Genomic DNA, 23087 nt, shown 5'->3' with positions numbered 1-23087 from the left:
GGCGCGCCACGGCCGATGAAGATGGGTACTACTCGTTCGCCGTGGCGCTATGATACGGCAGCCCGGCACCCGCTCGAACCGGCGAATTTGCGACGGCCTGCGATCTTGCCGATCTTGCACCACGCGTCATGGACTTCCTGATATCGCAGGGTCGTCTGCTTACCCTTCGATAGTGGCCATGCCGAACATTTCCGGGATTTTGAGTGACGTGCCAAAAGCCCGAGCAATCGAGTTGTCTACGCCTGCGGCGTCTTCAATTCCACTACGGCGGCGCAATCAGCGGCCGGAATCGATGCCTAAACATTTCTTCTCCGCGTGTCCGCAGAGCGGCATCGCGAGTCTCGGATGGCAAGCCGATGATTTGCGACACCGCAAGGCTTTCCTGCTGCACCCATCTGACCCGCGGCTTTCGCCTGGTGACGTATCGATCAAGCGCGGCTTCCACCGTGTCGGGTGAGCGCAAGCACTCGGCCAGCACGTAAGCGTCCTCCATCGCCATCCCGCCACCCTGGCCCATCATTGGTGAACTCGCATGAGCGGCGTCACCGATCAGTACGACGCGGCCGCGGTGCCATTCTTCTTGATCCACCCACTCGACCGTAGAGCAGTGGACTTGCTCGTCGCACTCCAAGGCGGCGAGAAACTCCTGAACTGAATCGGCAAACCCGTCAAAGCGACGCCGCAGACGCGCCAGCCGGCCGCGCACGTCATCGTGGAAATGCGGCTCCGCGACATGGCCAAATCCGTAAGTATGGCCGCCGCCTACCGGGCAGAGGCCGAAGAAGCACCGGTCTCCGAAGAAGAACCGCAAATCAGAGAACTTGGCCGGCCGCATTGGCACAACGGCACGCCAAGCAATATGACCAGCGCCGACTGGCGGATTCGCTCCGAAAGCCAGTTCGCGAACGCCGGAAGATATGCCGTCGGCACCGACGACAAGGTCGTATCGGCCGCGTGATCCGTCGCTGAAGCAGATCGAAACCCCATCATGATCTTGCAGCAACGCGATGACAGACATGCCCAACCGGCACGGCACTGCGGCCACGCCAATCAACAAGGCTTGCTGCAGCCTGGCGCGTTCTATTCCGATGAACGGCCCGACGCCATTCCAGAAATCCTGCAGATCGATCTCGCACAGCAGTTCACCCTGTCGATCGCAAAAACCCCAATGACGCAGCGTCATCCCGCGATCCGCAACGGCGCCATCCAGTTCGAGCGCACGCAAGGCGCGCATCGCGTTGGGCTGAACGGCGATCCCGGCGCCGAGCGTCTGCCAGGTCGGATTGCGCTCGATCAGGTCGACTGCGAAGCCCTGCGCATGCAAGGCCGTGGCCAAAGTCAGCCCGGCAATCCCGCCTCCAACGATCAAGATCTTGTCTACGTCCACCATGGATGTTCTGCCCGCTGCTGGTCCTGGCAGTCCCTAGTCTCGCTAGTCCCTCGCTGTTCAGATGTTTTGCTATTGTATTTCAGTCATCTGGGCGCGATAATCCGTCACACCGGAACGAGATTGATGAGTTTTCGGAACGAATGGATGCTCCCGGAGACATGCGGGCTTTTGTCCGGGTCGTCGAGCAGCAAAGCTTTTCGGCCGCCGCCGCGTCGCTTGGGCTGACGCCTTCAGCCGTTTCCCGGTTGGTGAGCAAGCTTGAAGATCGCCTCGGCCTGCGGCTTCTTCACCGCACAACGAGGCGGTTGACCCTGACCTCGGAAGGCGAGGTCTATTTCGCTCGCGCGCGATCGATCCTCGCCGATATCGATGACGTCGAGATGGAAGTAAGGAAATTACGCGGTGCTCCCCGCGGCCGCCTCAGCATCAACACCAGCAATGCATTTGGCATGCACCAACTCGTTCCGGCACTGCCCGACTTTCTGCAGCGCTATTCGGAAATCGAGGTCGAGCTGTCGTTTGCCGATCGCACCATGGACTTGATCGCCGAGCATGCCGACGTCGCGATCCGCGCTGGTCAGATCAACGAACTGTCGCTGCGCGCGCACAAATTTGCCGAGTTCGAGCGGATTATTTGCGCCGCGCCGACTTATCTTGAAAGACACGGCGTGCCTCGCAAGCCAGCAGATCTCACCGAACATGTCTGCATCGTTGCCATTCCATCGAGCCGCTGGCCGTTTCATGCGCGCGAGGCCACGGATCTTCTGAAGATCCTGCCGCGGGTGACGAGCGACAATGGCGAGGCCGCGCTGCAATTGGCGCTCGACGGCGTCGGGATCGTGCGGCTTGCCGATGTCATCGTGGGGGAGGCAATCCGCCGCGGGCGGCTGGTCCCGTTGTTGACGGACGTTCACAAGCGCGAGCCGGTCCCCTTGTCCGCGGTCTATGTGCCAGGACGCCACCGCCTGCCCAAGGTCAGAGTTTTTCTCGATTTTCTCGTGGAACGATTTGGCTCAGCGCCTTGGCGACAGTGATCGCGCCGCGGTGAAGCTGCGACGAGCTGCTTTTCGGGCTACGGGAAGGCGCACCAAGGGCAAACGCTAGCGCAGCAATGGTTAGGCCGAAGGCGCAGTAGCGTGCTCTGGCGAAAGTGGCGCGCCCGAGGAGATTCGAGCTTCTGCCATGTCCGACCGTCACTCGATCCAGCCCATGATGGCTTTGCCAGTGCCCTCCCCGCGGCCGGCTTGTGCGCATTACGTTTGAGCCCTGATAGTTAGTCTTCCAGCTCGCTGATCGCGCCGGCGAGATCAGTGGCGTCTCGCAGCGGAGACGGCGCAGCCTCAATGATCGCCAATCGCCTCATGCGCAATCTGTGTTGCTAAAACCTGGTTCGCCGATTTCATGACTGCGCCCGGAACGGCACGACCGTGTCATCGCTACTGGAAGGCCGGGCACAATATTCGGCCCAGTCCTTCATCATCCGCTTGCGGAGTTCAAAGAACGTTGTGCGCTTATAAGCCGCGATCACCTCGTCGCTGACCTTGTGCGCAAGCGCTGCTTCGGCGACGGGATCGTCATAGCCGTGCTCTGCAGCCCAATCGCGGAACGATGACCGGAATCCGTGCGGCACGATTTCGCGGTCGAGTTTCGGATCGATCCAGCGCCGCTCCAGCTCATTCATCCGGTCGATCACCGCAGCCATCGAGGCGTCACTCAGAGGTCTGCCCTTGGTGTTGGGGAAGATGTACTCGCTGTCATCCTTCGTGGCTTCCGTGCGATCGATAACGGCGAGCGCCGCCTTGCTCAATGGCACTCTGTGTTCGGCATCGCTCTTCATGAGTGCAGCCGGAATGGTCCAGACTGATGTCTGCCGATCGATCTGGTCCCATTTTGCCGCCACCGCGTTGCCGGGCCTGACGGCCGTCAGGATCTGGAACTCAAGCGCTGCTGCAGCGACACCCTCGCGCTCGCGCAGATCGCGCATGAATGCGGGCAACCGCCGATAGGGCAGCGCCGGATGATTGCGGACCTTGCGCACCTTCGACGTCGCCGGAAGCAAGTTGTCGAGATGCCCCTTCCAGCGTGCCGGGTTTTCGCCTTTGAACTCGCCCTTCGCCTTGGCAGCATCGATCACCTGCTCGATGCGACTGCGAATGCGGCTGGCCGTTTCAGTCTTGCTCACCCAGATCGGCTCGATGATCCGCAAGACCAGCGTCGTATCAATAGCGCCGATCGGAAGATCGCGGATCGTTTTGCAGTAGTCGTTCTTGGCCGGTTTGCCGTTGGGGTCGGTGCCCAGCAACGTCATCTGCCACTGGTCCGCGTGCTTGGAGTTCTTCCAGCCCGCCCGATTGGCCTTGATGAAGCGCTTGGCAGCCGCCCCGAACGTGATTGCCTTGGCCGCTTCGATGCGGGCGGCGGCCTCCGCCTCGCGCTTGACTTGGATCGGGTCTGCGCCATTGCGCCGGACCTTGCGCGCGTCGGTCGCCTTCTCACGCGCCTCTTCAAGGCTCACATCGCGCAGTGACCCGAGTCCATGCCAGCGCGCGCGACCGTGGAGCTTGTATCGAAAGAGCCAACTCTTTGAGCCGCCCTCGGCGACCTGCAGATAAAGCCCGCCGCCGTCAGCATGCATGCCACGTTTTGATAGATGCTCGACCTTCTTGGCCGTCAGTTTTCCGAACCCGCGCGCCATAATCGGCACCTCGGCTACATACACTTCTACATACACTTTGGCGCGAGATTTGGCGAGACGAGGTGAAATTGAATGGAACGCCAAAACCTGCACAAGTAGCTGGTATTGCAGGCGTTCGTGTCAGAAATGGGGACTGGATGAAATTGGCTGGAAAGAGCTTCTGGCGGAGAGAGTGGGATTCGAACCCACGGTACAGTTTCCCGCACACACGCTTTCCAAGCGTGCGCCTTAAGCCACTCGGCCATCTCTCCGGATCGCCTCTCTTGGAGCGGCATGACACTTTTTGCAAGCGAATGCCGCGCCGCTTTGCCGGTATTTGCATAACATATTGAATTTAAATCATATTTCCAAGACAACCGGGAGTTTCGGATCGCCCCGATTTCACCTCCCGGTGAACCCAAAACCGCTCCACTCCGACTGCTGATTTGAGCTTTCGCTTTTGCCAACAGGGGATTCGATGAACTTCACGCCAATAGCAGCGTTTACCGCCGTGATCGCGCTTCTCTGCGTAGGCCCCGCGGCTGCCCAGAATTGCACGCGTCAGGGCAATGACGTCACCTGCGACGACGGCCGGCGCGGGATATTCACGGGCGACGCGATCATCTGGCCCGACGGCACGCGCTCCAACCTCGCCTCGCAACACCCAAGCGTGATCATCGGCAACAAGCAGTCCATCATCGTCGGCAAGGGCGTCATGGTCGGCAACGGCCATGGCAACGCCGTTCCGATGGAGAACCCGAGCGCGCAAACACGCTGTCCCACGCTCGACGGCGTGCCCTATTGCAACTGATTTGACATCGCCTTGATCTGATTGGGCGGGTGACCGCCAAGGTTAGTCGGCCCGGCGCTCGCCCCGCCATTCGGCACTCTTTGCCGCCAGCCCGGCGCGGACGCGCTTGATCACGCCGGCATAATCGCAGCTCTCGGTTTGCCGGAACAGTTTCACGGTCGGATACCAGGGACTCTCGTCGCGATCGAGCAGCCAGCGATAATCCGGCGTGTACGGCAAGAGGATCCAGGTCGGGCAGCCGAGCGCCGCCGAAAGATGCGCGACGCTGGTGTCGACGGTGATCACAAGGTCGAGGCAGGCGATCAGCGCCGCCGTGTCCGCGAAATCGGCGAGATCGGCGGTGAGGTCGACAATCTCGGCACGCTCGCGCAAGGCCGCCGCGTCCTCCAGCCTCACGTCCTTCTGCAGGCTGACAAAGCGCGCGTCGAGATCGAGCAGGGGCGCAAGCGCGCGCAGCGGCACGGAGCGGTTGCGATCATTCTTGTGGTTGGGATTGCCCGACCAGACGAGGCCGACCCGCAGTCGGTCGTGCGCGCCAAGCCGTGCGTCAAAGGCCTGCACGCGCTCCGCCGCCGGTCGCGGCAGATAGGATGTCTTCGCCGGAATGGTGTCGAGCCGTGTGCCGAAAATGAGCGGCAGGCTCGATAGCGGCACATGGAAATCGCTCCGCGGCGGAGGACCTGCCGAGAGCGGCAGGCATTGCGCGACACCCTCGAGCCCCGACAGCAAGCCGCGTAGCGCATCCTGCACGACGAGGATGACTCGCGCGCCGGGCGTTGCAACCATCGGCACGTAGCGCGCGAGCTGAATGGTATCGCCGAGCCCCTCATGGGCGCAGACGAGCACCGTCCTGCCGGCGATGGGCTCGGCGCCGTGCCATCTCGGCTGCGGAAATTCGGGGTAGTGGCTGGTCGAGAGCGACGCGACTTTCCACCGCGCTTCCTGCCCGGCGAAGCCCGCCTCGAAATCGCCGAGCAGCAATTGCAGCAAGGCGAGATTCCATTCCGCGGCCGTGTCGCCCGCGGCAATGGCTTGACGATAAGCCGCCATCGCCTCGTCGAATCGGCGGAGCTCAGTGAGCACGACAGCCTTGTTGCCGAGCGTCTCCGCAACATCCGGCCGCAACGCGAGTGATTTGTCGTACCACGCAAGAGCCTCCTGGTGGCAATGCAAGAGCCTCAGCAGGTTGCCTGTGTTGTAGCAGGTATCGGCGCTGGTGGGATCGAGCGCATGAGCCCGCGCGTTGTCAGCGAGTGCCTCCTCGAACCGTTTCAGGTTCTCAAGCGTCAGCGCGCGCATATAGAGCGTCGGGAAATGATCGGGCCTGAGCTCCGCGCTCAGGTTGAAGTACGAAAGTGCCTCGTCATAGCGCTCCGCCTCATAGAGCAGCAGCGCCGTCCTGTGCGCGACCTCGAAATGGTCCGCTTTGAGTTTCAGCGCCTGCTGCAAGCTCAGGATCGCCTCCGCTCGCCGCCCCGTCTCGACCAGCGCGTCGCCGAGGTGGCGCCAGAGCTCGGCGTCATCGGGCTTGAGCTGCACGGCCTTGTCAAAAACCTGCACGGCCTCCGCGCGCCGCCCCTGACGAAGCAGCGTGGTGCCGAGGCTCGTGAGATAAAGCGGCTTGGGATCGCTGCGGATCGCGCGCGACATCCATTCCACCGCCAGATCGAACTGCTGTTCGTTGAGACAGAGCAGGCCCATCACGTGCAGCGTTTCGGCGTGATGGGGATCGAGCGCGAGCGCCTGCTCGCAGCAGCGCCTGGCTTCAGCCGATTGACCGGCGCGCATCTGCGCCAGCGCCGCGTCGAAGATGAGCGCGACCGCGGACAATGGCGTTGCGTCGCCCTCCAGCGCGGCGGCCGGCGACCACGTGGCGATGCGCGCGACGAGCTCGCTTCGCACGCGCGCGACGACGCTCGCGTAGTCGCCCGCCACGGTCTGCCGGAACAGCCGCACGGTCGGATACCAGGGGCTGTCGTCGCGATTAAGCAGCCACCGCCAGTCCGGCGTGTGCGGCAGCAGGATCCACGTTTCACGCGCCAGGCTGCCGGCAAGATGGGCGGTGCCGGTGTCGACCGTGATCACGAGATCAAGGCACGCGATCAACGCCGCCGTCTCGGCAAAGTCGGTGAGGTGGTCGGTCAAATCGACGATGTCGGACCGGTCGTGTAACGTTGCCTGATCCGCCGGCCTTGGATCCTTTTGCAGACTGACGAAGGTCACTTCGAGATCGAGCAGCGGCAGCAAGGCGCGCAAGGAGACCGAGCGGATGTGATCGTCCCTGTAGTTGGGATTGCCGGACCAAACGAGGCCGACGCGCAATTTGTCATGGGAGCCGAGGCGCTGCTTCCAGGCCCGCACGCACGATTCTTCCGGCGGGGGCAGATAAGGCACGGTCGCGGGAATGGTCTCAAGCCTTGTGCCGAACACATAGGGCAGGCTGCCAATCGCGCAATAGGTGTCGAACGGCACGGACGTGCTGGACGACCTTGGAATACATTGAGCGACGCCCGGGAGCTTTGACAGCAACGGCACGAGTGGGTCGTCGAGGTGAAGGATGACGCGCGCACCCATTGCCGCGACCATCGGCACGTAGCGCGCGAAATGAATGGCGTCGCCCAATCCTTCATCCTGATGAATCAGGATGGTCTTGCCGTCGAGCGGCTCCTTTCCGAGCCACATCGGCTGGGAGAAGTTGCCGCGATAGACCGGCAGGCCCGGCAGCTTCCAGCGCGCTTCGCGGCCGGCCCAGCCGACCTCAAGATGTCCAATCAGGAGCTGCAGCAGCGCTGCATTCCAGTCCGGTTCGGCGTCTTCGGGATGGGCGATCTTCAGCTCGGCATAGATCGCCAGCGCCTCCTTGAAGCGGTGCAGGCGGGAGAGCGAATAGGCCTTGTTGTTCTGCGCGAGCTTGAAGTCGGGCCTCCGCTGCAGCGCTTCGTCGAGCCAGCTCAACGCCTCTTCCTGCCGGCCGAGCCGCCGCAACAGCACCCCCGTGTCGTTGCAGATCTCGGCACTGTCGGGATCGAGCGCCTGCGCGCGGCCCATGTCGACCAGCGCCTCCTCCAGGCGGCCGAGATTTTGCAGCGCCAGCGCGCGCATCTGCAGCGTCGGTGCATGATTGGCCTGCAATCGCTTCGACGCACCGAGGACAGCGACGGCCTCTTCGAACCTTCCAGTTTGTAAAAACAGAAATCCTGCCTGATAGGCCGCGTCGGCATCGCATGGATCGCGTGCGAGCGCCTCGCGGAAGGCAAGCGCCGCCTCAGCGTAGCGCTTGAGATCGGCAAGACACTGGCCGAGGGCCTTCCACGCGTCGGGCGAGTCGGTGTCGAGTCGCACAGCCTGCTCGATGGTCTTGAAGGCTTCCTCCAGCCTGCCCTGGCGCTTCAGCCCTGCTCCCAGGCCTATCAGATAGCCCGGCTTTGGATCCTGTCGGATGGCGCGAGTGAACCATTCAATCGCATGATCGGCCTGCTCGGCGCGGAGCGACAACAGGCCCATCAGATACAAGGCTTCGGCGAAATGAGAGTCGGTTGTGAGCGCCTGCTGGCAGTAAAGCTGGGCGTCGAGATTCCGGCCGGCTTGCAGATGCTGCCTGGCCAACTCGCAAAGCGCCGCGGGCGTGGTCGCCTCAGTACTCGGGGCCGTCTTGAGGTTCTGGCCGTCGGCCCGGTTCATTGGAGCTGTCGAATGTGGAAAGCGCACAGGATAGGGTGATTCGACTGGCCGTGGAAAGCGCGCGGCCTATGGGCCGAGCCTCACATCCACCTCGGCATGGCCGCGTGCGGCCACGTCAAGGATATAGGTCTGGCCGTGCCCGGGATCGGCGGCGCGGGCGCGCTCGTCCATGCCTTCCCAGGCGGTGGTGACGAGCAGTCGTGAGAGATCGGACCCGACAAAGGCAGGGCAGCTCGACTGCCGCGCGGGTACGCGCAAGGAGCGTAAGCGCCGGCCGGAGGGATCATAGAGATCGACGCAGCCGCCGCCCCAGCGCGCGTTCCAGATCAGTCCATCCCTATCGACCACCGCGCCGTCGATGCCGCCGATGCCCTGGCGGCGGATGAACGGCACGGCATCGCCCACCGGCAAGCCGGTCGCGGGATCGAGCGGGACGCGATGCATTACGTTGGTCGCGGTATCAGCGAAGTAGCCGATTGCGCCGTCGGGAGAGAAGCAGATCGCGTTCGGGATGGTGATGTCAGGATAGAGCCGCGAGAGTTGCCCACGATGCAGCGCATAGATCGCGCCGGCGCGCGGGTCGGCCTTTCGGCCCATGGTGCTGAACCAGAGCGTGCCGGAGGGATGCACCCGCGCATCGTTGGAGCGCGTCGCGGCATTGTCGGCTTCGACGGGCAAGAACGGCGCCATGCGGCCATCGGCAAGGTAGCGGATGTAAAGCCCATCCTCGGTGACGATGAGCTGGCGCGCCGCATCGATCCGCGCCAACGCGCTTGCCATCCAGGGAAGCCCGTGAATTTTCACGCTTCCTGTTGCGATGTGCGCTTCAAATAACTTCCGTCCGAGAATGTCGAACCACCAGGCGGTGCCGATCGCCGCATCATAAGTCGGCCCTTCGCCGAGATGACAGCGCTCCGCCGACAGGACCGAAGTCGGGACGTCCTCGATTGCGTCATCCGGCGCCATCGCAAGTCACGCAATCGAGAAGCGGTACACGGTCTCGTGCCGGTACAGCCTGCCGGGATCGAGCCGCGCGGAGGGAAAATCCGGACGGTTGGGCGTGTCCGGCCAGGTCTGCGGTTCCAGGCAAAAGGCATCCGACTGGCGATAGAGCCGGCCGCCTTTGCCGGAGAGCGTGCCGTCGAGGAAATTGCCGGAGTAAAACTGCAAACCGGGCTGATTGGTGGATAGCTCCATGACCCGGCCGCTGTGCGGCGACTCGACGCGCGCGGCGAGCCGCACGCCCTCGCCCGGCACGAGGCAATAATTATGGTCGTAGCCGCGGCCGCGCCGCAACTGCTCGTGATCGGTCCGGATACGCGCGCCGATCGGATGCATCTGCCGAAAATCGAACGGCGTCTCGATAACGGGATGCGGCGGGCCCGGCAGCGGGATCGAGGCCGCATCGGTGGCCAGGACATGATCGGCGACGATCTGGATGCGATGATCGAGGATCTGGCGTTCCGACAGCGCGCCATTGAGATTGAAAAAGCTGTGGTTGGTGAGGTTCACCATCGTCGGCCGATCAGTGGTCGCCTCGAACGTCACCGCAAGCTGCATTGGACCGGTCACGCAGTAGATGACGCGCGCCTCGAGCTTTCCGGGAAAGCCGCCTTCGCCGTCCGCGCTGGTATAGTCGAGAACAACGGCCGGCTCCGGCGCCTCCGTGACTTCGACAACGCGCCAGAGCTTGCGGTCAAAACCCTCATGGCCGCCATGGAGCATGTTGGGGCCATTGTTGGCGTCGAGCTTTATCGTTGCGCCATCGAGCGTGAACTGCGCACCTGCGATGCGGTTGGCGTAGCGGCCGATGGTCGCGCCCAGAAATTTGCGCTGGGCGAGATACTCGTCGAACCCGTCATGGCCGAGCACGATGTCCTCGCTCTTACCCGCACGATCGGGCACATGCAGCGTGTGCAGCACCGCGCCATAGGGGATGACGCCGGCCTCGAATCCTTCCGCGCCGCGCAGCGTGATGCGCTCGACCAGCGTGCCGTCGGGCATCCGGCCGAAGGTCGCGCGTTCGACACCGGGTTTGCTCGCGGCCATGGTCAGAACTCGAAGGCTTCGACCGTGCGGCGGCGGCCGAGCAGGAACGCATCCGCCACGATCTGCAGCGGCGCCAGATCGACATCACATTCGCCCTTCGATGTCAGCGCGACAAAATCGCGATAGAGCGTCGGATATTCCTCCTTCATCGCGTCGACGACGCCGTTGCCGCCATCGCTCATCTTGGCGCCGCCGCCCGATAGCACCAGCCGGCCGCGATCGGTTTCGATGCGGATGTCCCAGGTCTGTGGACCGGTCTGGCGAAAATCGAACTCGGTGCGGATCGACAGCCCCGTGGCGTCGGCCATCTCCATCTCGACGACGATGGGAGCCTCCCGGTTGGCGGGAAAGCCGAGCTCGGCGCGGGTGACGAACACCGGCCGCGGCAAGATGCGAGTCAGGATCGATAGCGCATTGATGCCGGGATCGAACACGCCGAAACCGCCGGGCGCGAAAATCCAGTCCTGGCCGGGATGCCAGACCCGCACGTCTTCCTTCCAGATAATGGTCACCGATTTGATCGTGCGCTCGGCCAGGAGTTTTCGCGCGGGCTCGACCGCGGGCGCGCAGCGCGAGTGCCAGGTCGCAAACAGTGTCTTCTTCGCGGCCTGCGCCACCGCGACCAAGGGCGCGATCTCGCTCACGGTCGCGCCGGGTGGCTTTTCCAGCATCACATGCTTGCCCGCAGCGAGCGCGAGCCGTGCCTGCGCGCTCCGCACCTGCGGCGGCGTGCAAAGCGTGACCGCGTCGATGTCCGGCCCGTCAAGCAGCAGCGCGTCAAGGCTTGCGAAGTTCGGAACGTCCGGCGACTTGGCTTTGGGATCGACGACGGCCACAAGCTCGACGTCGGGGCTTGCTGCAATCGCCGGCACATGGCGCGTGGTCGCGATCTTGCCGAAGCCAACGATCGCGAGACGAAGCTTTGTCATTCCTTGTCCTTGGTCTCGGTGTCCATCGCCGGATCAACCAGCGTCGGATCGACCGGGCTTGCGCCGTGCCGTCGCATGCCGTTGAAGATCACCGCGGTCATGGCCTCCGCCGCGGCTTGCGAGTTGCCGGCGGCAATGGCATCCACGATACGCTGGTGCCAGTCAAGCACAGTGGTGCGATCTGTGGGATCGACCGGGGCGGAGAGCAGGAAGGACGCCCGCAGCGCCGCTGATATCACCGCATCGACCGAACGCATGAAAGGGTTGCCGGAGGCCTTGGCGACCGCGATGTGAAGCGCGAGATCGCCGTCGGAGAAGGCCTCCGAGTCGGAGGGTTCGCGTTGCATGATGTCGAAGGCGCGGCGCAATTCCGCGATATCGGCATCCGAGCGCCGCGTCGCGGCGAGCGCGGCGGCGCGCGGCTCGATGGCGAGGCGAATCTCGGCGAGGTCGGACAGGAACTGCCGGTCGATGCCGACATCCAGATGCCAGGCCAGCACGTCGGCGTCGAACATGTTCCAGGCGCCTCGCTCGCGCACCACCGTGCCGACGCGCGCCTTCGTTGTCAGCAAGCCCTTGGCCACCAGCGTCTTGACGCTCTCGCGCAGCACCGGCCGCGACACACCGAAATGCGTCGTCAGTTCGGCATCGCCCGGCAGCCGCGCGCCCTCGGCATAGCGGCCAGCGATGATGTCGATGCCAATCGAGCGGGCGACCTGCTCATGATTGGAATGCGCGCGTCGCGTCGGGATGACAACCAGGCGGGAAGTCATGACTTGACAACTCCTTCCCCTCTTGGGCGCGACCGGCTGGCGAGGCGGACAATGCCCTGCTGCAGGGCGATGAAGACGAACAGCAGGATACCGGTCGTGATCTTGGTCCACCAGCTCGACAGCGTCCCGTCGAAATTGATGTAGGTCTGGATCAGGCCCTGGATCAGCACGCCGATGAAGGTGCCGAGCACGGAGCCCTGCCCGCCCGTGAGAAGCGTGCCGCCGATCACCACGGCGGCGATGCTGTCGAGCTCGACGCCGACCGCCGAGAGCGAATAACCGGCCGCGGTGTAGAAGGAGAACACGATGCCGGCAAGCCCCGCGAGCACGCTGGAGAGCATGTAGATCCGCACGGTCATCGAGCCCACCGCGACACCCATCAGCTCGGTCGCGGTGCGGTTGCCGCCGAGCGCATAGACGTTGGCGCCGAAGCGGGTGAAGTGCAGCAGTACGGCGCCGGCGACGACCACCGCCAGCATCATCAGCCCGATCGTGGTCAGCCGCCCGCCTCCGGGAAGCATAATGGCGAAGTCGGATACCGCGGAATAAAGCGGCGCGGTGATCGGGGTGGATTCCGTCGACATCAGGAAGCTTATGCCGCGCGCAACGAACATGCCGGCGAGCGTCACGATAAAGGGCGGCATGTCGAAAAAATGAATGATCGCGCCCATGATCGCCCCGAAGGCGGCGCAGATCAACAGCAAGAGCACGAAGGCGAGCATCGGGGGCATCCCCAGCCGCTCGATCGAGAGCGCCACGAAGACGGTGGTGAAGCCGATCACCGAGCCAACGGAAAGGTCGATGCCGCCGGAAATGATGACGAAGGTCATCCCGGTCGCGACCACGCCGAGGAAGGCGTTATCGGTGAGGAGATTGGCGACGACGCGGGTGGACGCGAAATGCGGGAACTGTGCGGAGCAGATTGCAAAGCCCGCCAGAAATACCAGCGCCGTGATCGCAACCGGAGGCAGCCGCTTCATGCCTTCCGCCTCCGCAAGCCCGCTGCGAGCGCCGACAGTTTCGGCGATTGCAACAACAGCACCACCATCACCACTGCGGCCTTGACGACAAGGTTGAACTCGGGCGGATAGCCGGAGAGAAGAATACCGGTGTTCATGGCCTGGATGATCAGCGCGCCGCAGACCGCGAGCAAGAGGCTGAATCGGCCGCCGAACAGCGACGTGCCGCCGATCACGACCGCGAGGATGGCATCGAGCTCGAGCCAGAGGCCGGCATTGTTGGCGTCGGCTCCCATGATGTCGGCGGCGGCGACGATGCCGGCGAGTGCCGCGCAGAGGCCGCACCACATGTACACCGCAATGATCATCGGCCGGATGCCGACGCCGGAGAGCTCGCTCGCCCGGGCATTGCCGCCGGCGGCTTCGATCAGGAGGCCGAGCGAGGAGCCGCGCACCACGATGCCCGTGATCAGCAGCATCACAATCACCAGCACGACCGGCGCGGGAATGCTTAGCACCGAGCCGGTGCCGAACCAGGCGAGATCAGGCGAGGTGAAGGTGACGATCCGCCCTTCGGTGATGAGCTGGGCGATGCCGCGGCCGGCGACCATCAGGATCAGCGTGGCAACGATCGGCTGCATGCGCAGCACCGCGACCAGAAAGCCGTTCCAGGCGCCGCAGATCAGTCCGGCGCTCAAGCCGGCTGCGACCGCGACCGGCCAGGCATGGCTGTCGGCCAGGCTTGCGGCGATGGCGCCGGAGATCGCCATGACCGCGCCGACGGAAAGATCGATGCCGCCGGTCGCGATCACCAGCACCATGCCGAGCGAGAGCAGCGCCACCGGCGCGCCGCGGTTGAAGACATCGACAAGACTGCCGAACAGCCGCCCGTCCTGCAGGCGCAGGTCGAAGAACTGCGGCGAGACCATGCGGTCGATCGCGAGGACGGCGAGAAGCGCAAAGACCTGGGCGAGGCCGCGGCGCGGCAGGCGGAGCACATCGGGCATGTCAGGCTTCCTCCGCCGCGGCCGCGCGATCGGCGGCAATCGCCGCGACGATCGAGGGCACGCTGATGTCGGCGTCCTGCAAGGTGCCGACATGGACGCGGTCGCGCAGCACCACGACGCGATCGGAATAGGCCACGATCTCGTCGAGCTCGGAGGAGATCACGAGCAGCGCGAGCCCGCGGTCGCACAGCTCGCGCACCAGGCGGATGATCTCGGCATGGGCGCCGACGTCGATCCCCCGCGTCGGCTCGTCCAGCACCAGGAGCCGCGGCTCGGTCGCAAGCCAGCGCGCCAGCAGCACCTTCTGCTGATTGCCGCCCGAGAGCAGACCGATCGGCCGCTCCGGATCGGGTGGACGGATATCGAGCAGCTTGATGAAGCGCGCGGCGATTGCGTCCTGCTCGCGGCGCGACAGCGGCCGGGCGATGCCGAGCTTGGCCTGCAGCGCCAGCACGATATTCTCGCGCACGGTGAGGTCGGCGACGATGCCATCGGTCTTCCGCTCCTCGGGACAATAGCCGAAGCCGAGCCGCACCGCGTCGCGCGGCGAATGCAGGCGGATGGCATCGCCCTCGACGCGCGCGATGCCGCTATCGGCGCGCTCGGCGCCGAACACAAGGCGGGCAGTCTCGGTCCGGCCGGAGCCGAGCAGGCCAGCAAGTCCCACGACCTCGCCGTGGCGCAGCTCGAGATTGAACGGCGCGATCATGCCGGCCTTGCCGTAGCCGCTGAAGGTCGCGCAGGGTCTTCCGGCCGCCTTGTCGCGCGCGGCGCGCGTTTCGGTAGTCTCGCTCAGTTCGCGGCCGAGCATCATGTGGATCAGGTCCAGCCGCGGTAACGAAGCGGTTGCGCGCTCGCCGATCAGCTTGCCGTTGCGCAGCACGGTGATGCGATCGGCGATCTCATAGACCTGGTCGAGGAAATGGGTAACGAAGATAATGCCGATGCCACGCGCTGCGAGCGAACGCATGGTCCTGAACAGCATCTCGACCTCATGGCGATCGAGGCTCGCGGTCGGCTCGTCCAGGATCAAGACGCGCGCCGACAGATCAACGGCACGCGCGATCGCACAGACATGCTGGATCGCCACCGAATAGCTGCCGAGCGGCGCACCGACGTCGATATGCAGGCCATAACCAGCCAGCAGCGCCGCTGCGTTCTTCTTCATCTCGCCCTCGCGGACGATGCCGCAGAAGGTCGGCTGACGGCCGAGATAGAGGTTTTGCGCCACCGACAGGTTCGGCAGCAGGTTCACTTCCTGATAGACCGTGGCGATACCGGCCGCGAGCGCCTCCTTGGTGGTGCGCGGTGCGACCTCATGACCATCCAGGCGGACGACGCCGGCATCGCGCGACAGCACGCCGGTGATCACCTTGATCAGCGTCGACTTGCCCGCGCCGTTCTCGCCGAGCAGCGCGTGGATCTCGCCGGCGGCGAGCGTGAAGTCGACAGAATCGAGCGCGCGCAGCGCCGCAAAGCTTTTGCTGAGCCCGCGCACGTCGAGCAAAGGCGGCCGAGGCTCACTGGCTTCCATCATCGAACTTGCTTTCGCCGGCGCGCCGCCAAGAGCGGCGACGCGTGGCCATCATAGCCTTATCGGAGCAGATTCTGAGGGTCGCTTTCCACCTCTCCCTTTTGGGAGAGGTCGGATCGCATCGTAAGATGCGATCCGGGTGAGGGGATCAGGTCCCTCGTTAGAGCAGAAACCCCTCACCCGGCACGCTTCGCGCGCCGACCTCTCCCCGACGGGGAGAGGTGAACAGCGAGCGCCCCAACTACTCAGTAGCCCAACCCCTTCTTGGCGTCGTACTGCTTCTGAGGATCGTCTTTCTGCGTGTAGAGCTTGGACTCGGTCTGGATCCATTTCGGCGGCATGGTGCCCTTGTCCTTGTAGGCGATCAGCGCGTCGAGCGCGGGGCCCGCCATGTTCGGCGTCAGCTCGACGCTCGCATTGGCCTCACCCGCCATCATCGCCTTGAAGATGTCAGGCACGGAGTCGATCGACACGGTGAGGATGTCCTTGCCGGGCTTCAGCCCCGCTTCCTTCATCGCCTGGATGGCGCCGACCATCATGTCGTCGTTGTGCGCATAGACCGCGCAGATGGTCTTGCCGCCGCCTTCGGCCTTGATGAAGCTTTCCATGACTTCCTTGCCCTTGGCGCGGGTGAAATCGCCGGTCTGGCTGCGCACGATCTTGATGTTGGCGTGCTTGGCGATCGCGGTGTCAAAGCCCTTCTTGCGGTTGGTCGCGACGCTGGCGCCGACCGTGCCCTGCAATTCGACGACGTTGCAGGGCTTGTCGCCCACGGCCTTGGCCAGCCAATCACCGGCGACCTCGCCTTCATGCACGCTGTCGGAGGTGACCGCGGTCAGATAGAGGTCTTTGCCCGACGGATCGATGTCGCGGTCGAGCAGGATCACCGGGATCTTGGCCTGGCTCGCTTCCTTCAGCACGGCCTCCCAGCCCGAGGAGACCACCGGCGCGAGGAAGATCGCGTCCACGCCCTGGGCGATGAAGGAGCGGATCGCCTTGATCTGATTTTCCTGCTTCTGCTGCGCGTCGGCGATCTTGAGATTGACGCCGCGCTTGCTGGCCTCGGACTTGGAGACGGTGGTTTCCGCCGCGCGCCACCCCGATTCTGATCCGATCTGCGAGAAGCCCACCGTGAGCTGGGCGGCGGTGGCGGGGGCAATGGACGCCGCGCCGGCCAGGGCAAGGCTCACCATCAGTGTTTTCAGGGCCATCAGACGCTTCCTCTTCAATATGGTGATAAGGCGCCGGATTTTGGTATCCAAGCACCGTTTCCGGCTTGATTTTGCCGGTGAGGAGGGAGCGTCCCATACCTTAAGGAACATTACTAGTCATATTATTTTACTATCTTACTTTTGGCTCAGATTGATTAAGCGGCATGTTGGCGAGCCCGATCAGGCCGGGGTTTTCGTCAAGGATGAGCCAGGTCGGCATGCCCGCGAGCATTTTGGAAAACCGTCCCTTGGCCTCGAAGCGCTCGCGGAATTTTGAGGCCGCAAAGGCGTCCTTGAAGCGGGGCAGAATGCCGCCGGCGATATAAACACCGCCGAACGCGCCTACCGTCAGCGCGAGGTCGCCGGCGACGCTGCCGAGGAATCCGCAGAAGTGGGCGAAGGCCCGCACGCAGGTCTCGTCCGAGCGATCCATCGCGCGGCGGGTGACGTCGGCGGGCGACAGCATCAACGGCTCGATGCCGCCGATCGCGCATAGCGCTTCATAGAGATTGACGAGGCCCGCGCCGCTCAGGACGCGCTCGGCCGAAACATGGCTCCAGCGCTTGCGCAGCATCTGGATGATCGCGAACTCCTCTTCGGTCGAGGCGGCGAGGGTAGCGTGTCCGCCTTCGCCCGCTACCAGCGTCCAGCCATCACCACTCGGGATCAGCGAGCTCATGCCGAGGCCGGTGCCCGGGCCGACCACGCCGATATTGCCTTTCGCGTTCGGGATCATCGGGCCGATCGCGAATTTCTGCTGCGCGGCAAGATGGGGAATGGATTGCGCGGTCGCGGCGAAATCATTGACCACTGCAAGCGAGACGAGGCCGAGGCTTTGCTTCAACTCCGCAATCGAGAACGACCACGACTGGTTGGTGAGTGCAATGCGGTCGCCGAGCACCGGCCCTGCGATGGCCAGCGCGCCGGCAAGGCCGGATCGTTCGTCTTCCGGCAGCGCCGTCAAATAGTCCGAGATCGCGTCACGGAGCGAGGGGTATTTGTCGACCTCGATATGCTTTAACTGGCGGTACTTGCCGCCCTCCGCGATCGCAAACCGCGCATTGGTGCCACCGATATCGCCGATCAGTCGCCGTCCGCTCATGAAAAGCCCCATGCAAGACGATTGCCATCTCAGGCAAAAGCCATAGGAGCATAATTCGTCAAAAGGCGAGCGGTTTCACCGCCGGCTCTTCGATGCCCCCGACTATCCCGCCTTCGCGAGCACGGGAAATTCCACCATCGCCTCGCCGGTTGCGACCGGCTCGTCGCGCTGGTTTTGGACGATGACGTCGATCAACACCCAGCGCGATTTCGACGTGACCTGCTTCGTCTTGATGATTCCGCTCGGGCGGATGGTGTCGCCGGGCTTCACCGGCTTGACCCAGCGCGTCTCGAGGCGGCGATGGATCGCGCCGCTGGGCATTGCCCAATCGGTCAGCATGCGCGTGATCAGGCCAAAATTGTTCATGCCGTGCATGATGATGCCGCCGAAACTGGTCTTGCCGAAATTGCCCTTCATGTAGGCGTCGTCGAGATGCAGCGGGTTGTAGTCGAGCGAAGCATCGCAAAACAGGCGGATTGATTCGCGCGAGACGGCGAACGAAGGACCAATGATGGTATCGCCGGCTCGCAGATTGTCGAATGTCACTGTCATGGTCGTCTCCTCACATCGGACGGATCGTCTGGCCCCGGCCGGAGCAGATCACTTCGTCGTGCTGGTTGAAGAAGACATTGTCGTGCACGACGAACAGCCGCTCGCGGCGGATGAACTTGTCGAGCGCGCGGGCCTGCAGCGTGATGGTGTCGCCCGGCCGCGCCGGGATGTTGTAGCTCCAGGATTGTCCGGCATTGATGGTCCCCGGCGAGCGCATCCAGTCATCCGCAGGCGTGCAGGCGAACATCAGGAGGATGTGGATCGAGGGCGGTGCGATCAGCCCGCCATAGGGGCCGGCTTTCGCGGCGGATTCGTCGAGATAGAGCGGATTGGTCTCACCGACCGCCTTGCAGAAGAGCGCGATCGCTTCAAAGGTCAGGAGATAAGGCAGCGTATTGCGCGGCTCGCCAGGCACGATCTCGTCCCAGACCTTCCGCAGATTGGCGTCCTTCCAGAAATCGGTCTCGAAGGCCGGCGGGGCCGGTTCTTCTGCTTGCATCGTGTTTCCTCCCGATAGCTGCTCGTCATGCGAGCTTGGCTTTTATATACATTGAGGTAGCTGCCGCTGCGCAAGGGTGCATGGGCCGGAGACTACGGCCGCGAGTAGGCTTGGGAAGGTCCTCTCGCCGGATAAAACCGGAAACTGTGGGTTTCGCGGCGCAGCCTGCCGGAGCGCTGGTAGGCCGCCTAAATGCCTGCAAAGCCGGCGGAAGGCGGTCGGCACACGCGATATGGAAGCAATGACCAAAACACTCGAATTCGGCCTCGATACATTCGGCGACGTCACCCGCGGCGCGGACGGCGCGCTGCTCCCGCATGCGCAGGTCATCCGCAACGTCATCGAGGAAGCGGGGCTGGCCGATCAGCTCGGCATCGACTTCATCGGGCTCGGCGAGCACCATCGCGCGGACTTTGCCATCTCCGCGCCTGAAGTCGTGCTGGCGGCGATCGCTGCGCGCACCAAAAACATACGGCTCGGCTCCGCGGTCACCGTGTTGAGCTCGGACGATCCCATTCGCGTATTCCAGCGGTTTTCGGCGGTCGATGCGGCCTCGAACGGCCGCGCCGAGGTGATCCTCGGCCGCGGCTCGTTCACCGAATCCTTCCCGCTGTTCGGCTTCGACTTGCGCCAATATGAAGAGCTGTTCGAGGAGAAGCTCGATCTGTTCGTGCAACTCCTGAAACAGGAGCCGGTGACCTGGCAGGGTAGCCTCCGCCCGCCCCTGAAGGACCAGCTCGTCTATCCGCCGATCGAGCACGGCCGGCTCAAGACCTGGATCGGCGTCGGCGGCAGCCCGGAATCGGTGGTGCGCGCGGCGCACTACGATTTGCCGCTGATGCTTGCCATCATCGGCGGCGATCCGAAGCGGTTTCGGCCCTATGTCGATCTCTATCACCGCGCGCTGACGCAGTTCGGCCGCGCGGCGAAACCGATCGGCGTGCATTCGCCGGGCTATGTCGCCGCCACCGACGAGCAGGCGCGCGAGGAGCTATGGCCCGACTACAAGACCATGCGCGACCGCATCGGCAAGGAGCGCGGCTGGCCGCCGATGGGCCGCGACGAATTCGTGCACGAGGCCGAGCACGGCTCGCTCTACGTCGGCTCGCCGGAAACCGTGGCGCGCAAGATCGCGGCGACCGTGAAGGCGCTCGGAGTGGCGCGCTTCCAGCTCAAATATTCAGCAGGTCCCCTGCCGCATGAGAAGCTGATGACGAGCATCGAGCTTTACGGAACCAAAGTCGTGCCGCTGGTCGAAGAGATGCTTGAAGCGAAGGTCCTCGCGTAACGGCGCGCCCCTCAGATCACGAAGAAGCCGTGGCTGTCGTCGCGGCGGAGCTGCTCGACCAGGCCGAACTCCCAATCGAGATAGGCCTGCATCGCTTTCTCGGCCGACTCGGTGCCCTCATAGGGACGCCGATAGCGATGTGACGGATCGGGCTTGGGCAGTACCAGCGGCGGGCCTGCTTCGAGCAGGCCGGCGTAGCCGGTCTCCAGCACATAGACCTCCCAACCCATCTGCGCGAGCCACGACGCTGTCATGTCCGCGCGAACGCCCTTGTCATCAGTAAGCAGGATGCGCGCACCGCGCACGGGGGCGGCCATGTCGATTTCCTGGACGAGCTGGCCGCCGGGATAGTGGTGGAAGCCCGGAAGATGACCCGCAGTATATTCGGCTTCATCCCGCACATCGAAGCGATAGAGCGTACGATCGATGTCAGCCTCGAGCGCCGCGACGTCGCGCACACCAAGATGGCGGACGCCGGCGCGATAGGCGACGTCGCGGGCGTTGTCCTTTGCGCCCTCGAACAGACCGATGCCGCCGCGTCGCACTGAGCCGCGTTCCAGACCATGCTTCGCCAGTGTCCAGCCCATGGTGCCGTTGCGAAGCGCTCGCACCTTGTTGGGGACGCCCGCGTTGATCAACGACTGCGTGCCGATGATCGAGCGGGTGCGGCCGGCGCAGTTGACGACGATGGTGGTGTCGGGATCGGGCGCCGCGTTGCCTGCGCGCAGCACCAGCTCCGCGCCGGGCACGCTGAGCGAGCCGGGGATGTTCATGGTGGCATATTCGTCGAAGCGACGGACATCGAGGATGGCGATGTTGGCCTTTTTCTCGATGAGCGCAGCGACCTCGTCCGCGCTCAGCGACGGCGTATGGCGGCGCGCCTCGACCAGTTCGCCGAACGCCTTGGCATAGGAATTGACGTCCTGGAAGATTTCATAGCCGGCATCGCGCCAGGCCTTCAGGCCCCCGCCGAGCGCGCGGATATTGCTATAGCCGAGCGCCGCGAGGCAATCGGCCGCCTGCGCGACCAGCCCCTCGCCATCATCATACAGCACAACGGCCACGTCCTTGCGCGGCAACCTCACCGCGGCCTCGAGCGCGATCCGGTCGGCCGCCATATTGGCGGCAAACAAGGGATGTGCGGTGGCAAAGGCAGCCTCGTGCCGGATGTCGAGGAAGGCGATTTCCTGGCGCAACAGCAGCGCGGAGCGGATGTCGGGGGGTGTGACGAAGGGAGTAGTCATGAGATGACGAGCCTAAGCATAGCAAGGGAGGGACGGCAACCCGCCAACTGCCGCGTCATCGTTGCGTGGGCTCGTCATTGCGAGGAGCGTAAGCTCCGAAGCAATCCAGACTCTCTCCGCGCAAAGAGGCTGGATGCTTCGCTTCGCTCGCAATGACGGAGAGAATCACGGATCGTGCCCACGCCACATTTCCTTCACGCACTCGCCGCAGCCAAGCGCTTGCCGGTCGCGGCATCGAACAGATGCACGCGATCGAGATCGAAGCTTAGGTGGACAGGCGAGCCGCGCTGCGGGCGCGCGTCTGGCCGGACGCGCACCGCCATCTGATGTCCCGCCATGGTCGCGAACACCAGCGTATCGGCGCCAAGCGGTTCGACCACGTCGATGGTCGCAGGTAACACGACACGCCCCTCGCCGCCCGCGGCCGGCGCAATGTCGACGTCTTCTGGGCGCACCGCCAGCACGAGGTCGGCGGCCGCGGCAGAGGCGCGCGGAAAGCGGATCAGCTCGCTGCCGGCGAGCCGCAAACCGTCCGCCCCCTCGAGCTTGGCCGGAATCATGTTCATGGTCGGCGCGCCGATGAAGCCCGCCACGAACAGGCTCGCGGGCGCATGATAGACCTCTTCGGGCGCACCGATCTGTTCGATGCGTCCGCCATTCATGACGACAACCCGGTCGGCCAGCGTCATCGCCTCGATCTGGTCGTGGGTGACGTAGACCGTGGTCACGCCAAGCTGCTGGTGCAGCTTCTTCATCTCCACGCGCATGGTGCCGCGCAGCTTGGCGTCAAGATTGGAGAGCGGCTCGTCGAACAGAAACACCTGCGGCTTGCGCACGATGGCCCGCCCCATGGCGACGCGCTGGCGCTGCCCGCCCGAGAGCTCCTTGGGATAGCGATCGAGATAATCAGTGAGGCCGAGGATCTCGGCAGCCTCGCGGACGCGACGGTCGATCTCGCGCCGGGCGACGTTGCGATAGCGCAGCGAGAACGCCATGTTGCCGTGGACGGTCATGTGCGGATAGAGCGCATAGTCCTGGAACACCATGGCGATGTCGCGGTCGCGCGATTCCACTTCATTGACCACACGGCCATTGATCAGGATCTGACCCTCGGAGATGTCCTCGAGGCCCGCGAGCATGCGCAGCGTCGTCGATTTTCCGCAGCCGGAGGGACCAACGAGGACGATGAACTCGCCATCGGCAATGGCGATGTCGATAGCATTGACGACAGCGAGGGCGCCGTAACGTTTCGTCAGCCGCTTGAATTCCACGGTCGCCATTGCTGCTTCCAGATCACGCCGACGCGGTTTTGTTTGCGCATGATCTTTTCGGAAAACCGCTACACACTTTTCCGGATCATGCGCGCCGAATGTGATCGCCGTTC

Annotated in this window: 19 protein-coding genes and 1 tRNA gene; 3 read left to right on the top strand and 17 right to left on the bottom strand. The window is 64.0% G+C overall.

Annotation, left to right across the window (positions count from 1 at the left end; all coding sequences use genetic code 11):
- Positions 1-262: 262 nt before the first annotated feature.
- Positions 263-1390, bottom strand: coding sequence for an FAD-dependent monooxygenase (locus tag VKR55_RS20305; RefSeq protein ID WP_324406095.1), 1128 nt, complete (start codon positions 1388-1390; stop codon positions 263-265).
- Between the two features lie 2 nt (positions 1391-1392).
- On the opposite strand from VKR55_RS20305, the gene VKR55_RS20300 reads away from it, so the two are divergent.
- The gene (locus VKR55_RS20300; protein WP_324406094.1) at positions 1393-2424 is read left to right on the top strand and encodes a LysR family transcriptional regulator; all 1032 of its coding nucleotides are present in this window, start codon (positions 1393-1395) and stop codon (positions 2422-2424) included.
- 365 nt (positions 2425-2789) lie between these two features.
- Here VKR55_RS20300 and VKR55_RS20295 read toward each other — a convergent pair whose 3' ends face one another.
- Positions 2790-4178 (bottom strand): tyrosine-type recombinase/integrase, encoded by a 1389-nt coding sequence (locus tag VKR55_RS20295; protein ID WP_324406093.1) that lies wholly within the window; start codon positions 4176-4178, stop codon positions 2790-2792.
- 68 nt (positions 4179-4246) lie between these two features.
- Positions 4247-4336 (bottom strand) — tRNA-Ser (locus VKR55_RS20290).
- A 206-nt stretch (positions 4337-4542) separates the two neighbouring features.
- Between VKR55_RS20290 and VKR55_RS20285 the strand changes: the two genes are divergently transcribed.
- Positions 4543-4875: a hypothetical protein gene (locus VKR55_RS20285; RefSeq protein WP_324406091.1), complete on the top strand. Its 333-nt coding sequence runs from the start codon at positions 4543-4545 to the stop codon at positions 4873-4875.
- A 42-nt stretch (positions 4876-4917) separates the two neighbouring features.
- Here the strand turns inward: VKR55_RS20285 and VKR55_RS20280 are convergent, their stop codons facing one another.
- The 12 genes from VKR55_RS20280 to VKR55_RS20225 form a co-directional block, all read right to left on the bottom strand.
- Positions 4918-8556: a tetratricopeptide repeat protein gene (locus VKR55_RS20280; RefSeq protein WP_324406089.1), complete on the bottom strand. Its 3639-nt coding sequence runs from the start codon at positions 8554-8556 to the stop codon at positions 4918-4920.
- Positions 8557-8622: 66 nt separating this feature from the next.
- Complete coding sequence (locus tag VKR55_RS20275; RefSeq protein ID WP_324406087.1) at positions 8623-9522, bottom strand: SMP-30/gluconolactonase/LRE family protein; 900 nt, start codon at positions 9520-9522, stop codon at positions 8623-8625.
- 6 nt (positions 9523-9528) lie between these two features.
- Positions 9529-10605 (bottom strand): aldose epimerase family protein, encoded by a 1077-nt coding sequence (locus VKR55_RS20270; protein WP_324406086.1) that lies wholly within the window; start codon positions 10603-10605, stop codon positions 9529-9531.
- 2 nt (positions 10606-10607) lie between these two features.
- Positions 10608-11534 (bottom strand): Gfo/Idh/MocA family protein, encoded by a 927-nt coding sequence (locus tag VKR55_RS20265; RefSeq protein WP_324406084.1) that lies wholly within the window; start codon positions 11532-11534, stop codon positions 10608-10610.
- Complete coding sequence (locus VKR55_RS20260) at positions 11531-12307, bottom strand: FadR/GntR family transcriptional regulator (RefSeq protein ID WP_324406083.1); 777 nt, start codon at positions 12305-12307, stop codon at positions 11531-11533. Before VKR55_RS20260 ends, VKR55_RS20265 begins: the two co-directional genes overlap by 4 nt.
- Positions 12304-13287, bottom strand: a complete 984-nt coding sequence (yjfF, locus tag VKR55_RS20255; RefSeq protein WP_324406082.1) for a galactofuranose ABC transporter, permease protein YjfF — start codon at positions 13285-13287, stop codon at positions 12304-12306. Before yjfF ends, VKR55_RS20260 begins: the two co-directional genes overlap by 4 nt.
- Positions 13284-14273 carry an ABC transporter permease gene (locus VKR55_RS20250; protein WP_324406080.1) on the bottom strand — a complete coding sequence of 330 codons (990 nt, stop codon included), beginning with the start codon at positions 14271-14273 and terminating at the stop codon, positions 13284-13286. The genes yjfF and VKR55_RS20250 overlap by 4 nt, the downstream gene beginning before the upstream one ends.
- Before the next feature lies 1 nt (position 14274).
- Positions 14275-15810, bottom strand: coding sequence for a sugar ABC transporter ATP-binding protein (locus VKR55_RS20245; RefSeq protein WP_324406078.1), 1536 nt, complete (start codon positions 15808-15810; stop codon positions 14275-14277).
- Between the two features lie 242 nt (positions 15811-16052).
- Complete coding sequence (gene ytfQ / locus VKR55_RS20240; RefSeq protein WP_324406076.1) at positions 16053-17018, bottom strand: galactofuranose ABC transporter, galactofuranose-binding protein YtfQ; 966 nt, start codon at positions 17016-17018, stop codon at positions 16053-16055.
- A 130-nt stretch (positions 17019-17148) separates the two neighbouring features.
- Positions 17149-18120, bottom strand: a complete 972-nt coding sequence (gene glk, locus VKR55_RS20235; RefSeq protein WP_324406075.1) for a glucokinase — start codon at positions 18118-18120, stop codon at positions 17149-17151.
- Positions 18121-18222: 102 nt separating this feature from the next.
- Positions 18223-18672: a MaoC family dehydratase gene (locus tag VKR55_RS20230; protein WP_324406074.1), complete on the bottom strand. Its 450-nt coding sequence runs from the start codon at positions 18670-18672 to the stop codon at positions 18223-18225.
- Positions 18673-18682: 10 nt separating this feature from the next.
- Positions 18683-19171 (bottom strand): MaoC family dehydratase, encoded by a 489-nt coding sequence (locus VKR55_RS20225; protein WP_324406072.1) that lies wholly within the window; start codon positions 19169-19171, stop codon positions 18683-18685.
- Between the two features lie 241 nt (positions 19172-19412).
- Between VKR55_RS20225 and VKR55_RS20220 the strand changes: the two genes are divergently transcribed.
- The gene (locus VKR55_RS20220; RefSeq protein WP_324406070.1) at positions 19413-20459 is read left to right on the top strand and encodes an LLM class flavin-dependent oxidoreductase; all 1047 of its coding nucleotides are present in this window, start codon (positions 19413-19415) and stop codon (positions 20457-20459) included.
- Between the two features lie 11 nt (positions 20460-20470).
- Here VKR55_RS20220 and VKR55_RS20215 read toward each other — a convergent pair whose 3' ends face one another.
- Both VKR55_RS20215 and VKR55_RS20210 read right to left on the bottom strand, forming a co-directional pair.
- Entirely contained in the window at positions 20471-21703 is a 1233-nt protein-coding gene (locus VKR55_RS20215) for a rhodanese-like domain-containing protein (protein WP_324406068.1), read from the bottom strand.
- A 194-nt stretch (positions 21704-21897) separates the two neighbouring features.
- Positions 21898-22983, bottom strand: a complete 1086-nt coding sequence (locus VKR55_RS20210) for an ABC transporter ATP-binding protein (protein ID WP_324406067.1) — start codon at positions 22981-22983, stop codon at positions 21898-21900.
- Positions 22984-23087 lie beyond the last annotated feature (104 nt).

Origin of the sequence: Bradyrhizobium sp. (assembly GCF_035309285.1) — a bacterium.
Classification (GTDB): Bacteria; Pseudomonadota; Alphaproteobacteria; order Rhizobiales; family Xanthobacteraceae; genus Bradyrhizobium.
The sequence above is the reverse complement of the archived record's forward strand: the minus strand, read 5'-3'. Positions and strand labels throughout refer to the sequence as shown.

What these genes read in the sequence shown, in the direction of transcription:
- yjfF (WP_324406082.1), bottom strand. Translation starts at nt 13,287, where the DNA reads ATGAAGCGGCTGCCTCCGGTTGCGATCACGGCGCTGGTATTTCTGGCG.
- VKR55_RS20280 (WP_324406089.1), bottom strand. Translation starts at nt 8,556, where the DNA reads ATGAACCGGGCCGACGGCCAGAACCTCAAGACGGCCCCGAGTACTGAG.
- VKR55_RS20210 (WP_324406067.1), bottom strand. Translation starts at nt 22,983, where the DNA reads ATGGCGACCGTGGAATTCAAGCGGCTGACGAAACGTTACGGCGCCCTC.
- VKR55_RS20285 (WP_324406091.1), top strand. Translation starts at nt 4,543, where the DNA reads ATGAACTTCACGCCAATAGCAGCGTTTACCGCCGTGATCGCGCTTCTC.
- VKR55_RS20230 (WP_324406074.1), bottom strand. Translation starts at nt 18,672, where the DNA reads ATGACAGTGACATTCGACAATCTGCGAGCCGGCGATACCATCATTGGT.
- VKR55_RS20300 (WP_324406094.1), top strand. Translation starts at nt 1,393, where the DNA reads ATGTTCTGCCCGCTGCTGGTCCTGGCAGTCCCTAGTCTCGCTAGTCCC.
- VKR55_RS20215 (WP_324406068.1), bottom strand. Translation starts at nt 21,703, where the DNA reads ATGACTACTCCCTTCGTCACACCCCCCGACATCCGCTCCGCGCTGCTG.
- VKR55_RS20275 (WP_324406087.1), bottom strand. Translation starts at nt 9,522, where the DNA reads ATGGCGCCGGATGACGCAATCGAGGACGTCCCGACTTCGGTCCTGTCG.
- VKR55_RS20265 (WP_324406084.1), bottom strand. Translation starts at nt 11,534, where the DNA reads ATGACAAAGCTTCGTCTCGCGATCGTTGGCTTCGGCAAGATCGCGACC.
- VKR55_RS20250 (WP_324406080.1), bottom strand. Translation starts at nt 14,273, where the DNA reads ATGCCCGATGTGCTCCGCCTGCCGCGCCGCGGCCTCGCCCAGGTCTTT.
- VKR55_RS20225 (WP_324406072.1), bottom strand. Translation starts at nt 19,171, where the DNA reads ATGCAAGCAGAAGAACCGGCCCCGCCGGCCTTCGAGACCGATTTCTGG.
- VKR55_RS20305 (WP_324406095.1), bottom strand. Translation starts at nt 1,390, where the DNA reads ATGGTGGACGTAGACAAGATCTTGATCGTTGGAGGCGGGATTGCCGGG.
- VKR55_RS20270 (WP_324406086.1), bottom strand. Translation starts at nt 10,605, where the DNA reads ATGGCCGCGAGCAAACCCGGTGTCGAACGCGCGACCTTCGGCCGGATG.
- VKR55_RS20220 (WP_324406070.1), top strand. Translation starts at nt 19,413, where the DNA reads ATGACCAAAACACTCGAATTCGGCCTCGATACATTCGGCGACGTCACC.
- ytfQ (WP_324406076.1), bottom strand. Translation starts at nt 17,018, where the DNA reads ATGGCCCTGAAAACACTGATGGTGAGCCTTGCCCTGGCCGGCGCGGCG.
- VKR55_RS20260 (WP_324406083.1), bottom strand. Translation starts at nt 12,307, where the DNA reads ATGACTTCCCGCCTGGTTGTCATCCCGACGCGACGCGCGCATTCCAAT.
- VKR55_RS20245 (WP_324406078.1), bottom strand. Translation starts at nt 15,810, where the DNA reads ATGATGGAAGCCAGTGAGCCTCGGCCGCCTTTGCTCGACGTGCGCGGG.
- glk (WP_324406075.1), bottom strand. Translation starts at nt 18,120, where the DNA reads ATGAGCGGACGGCGACTGATCGGCGATATCGGTGGCACCAATGCGCGG.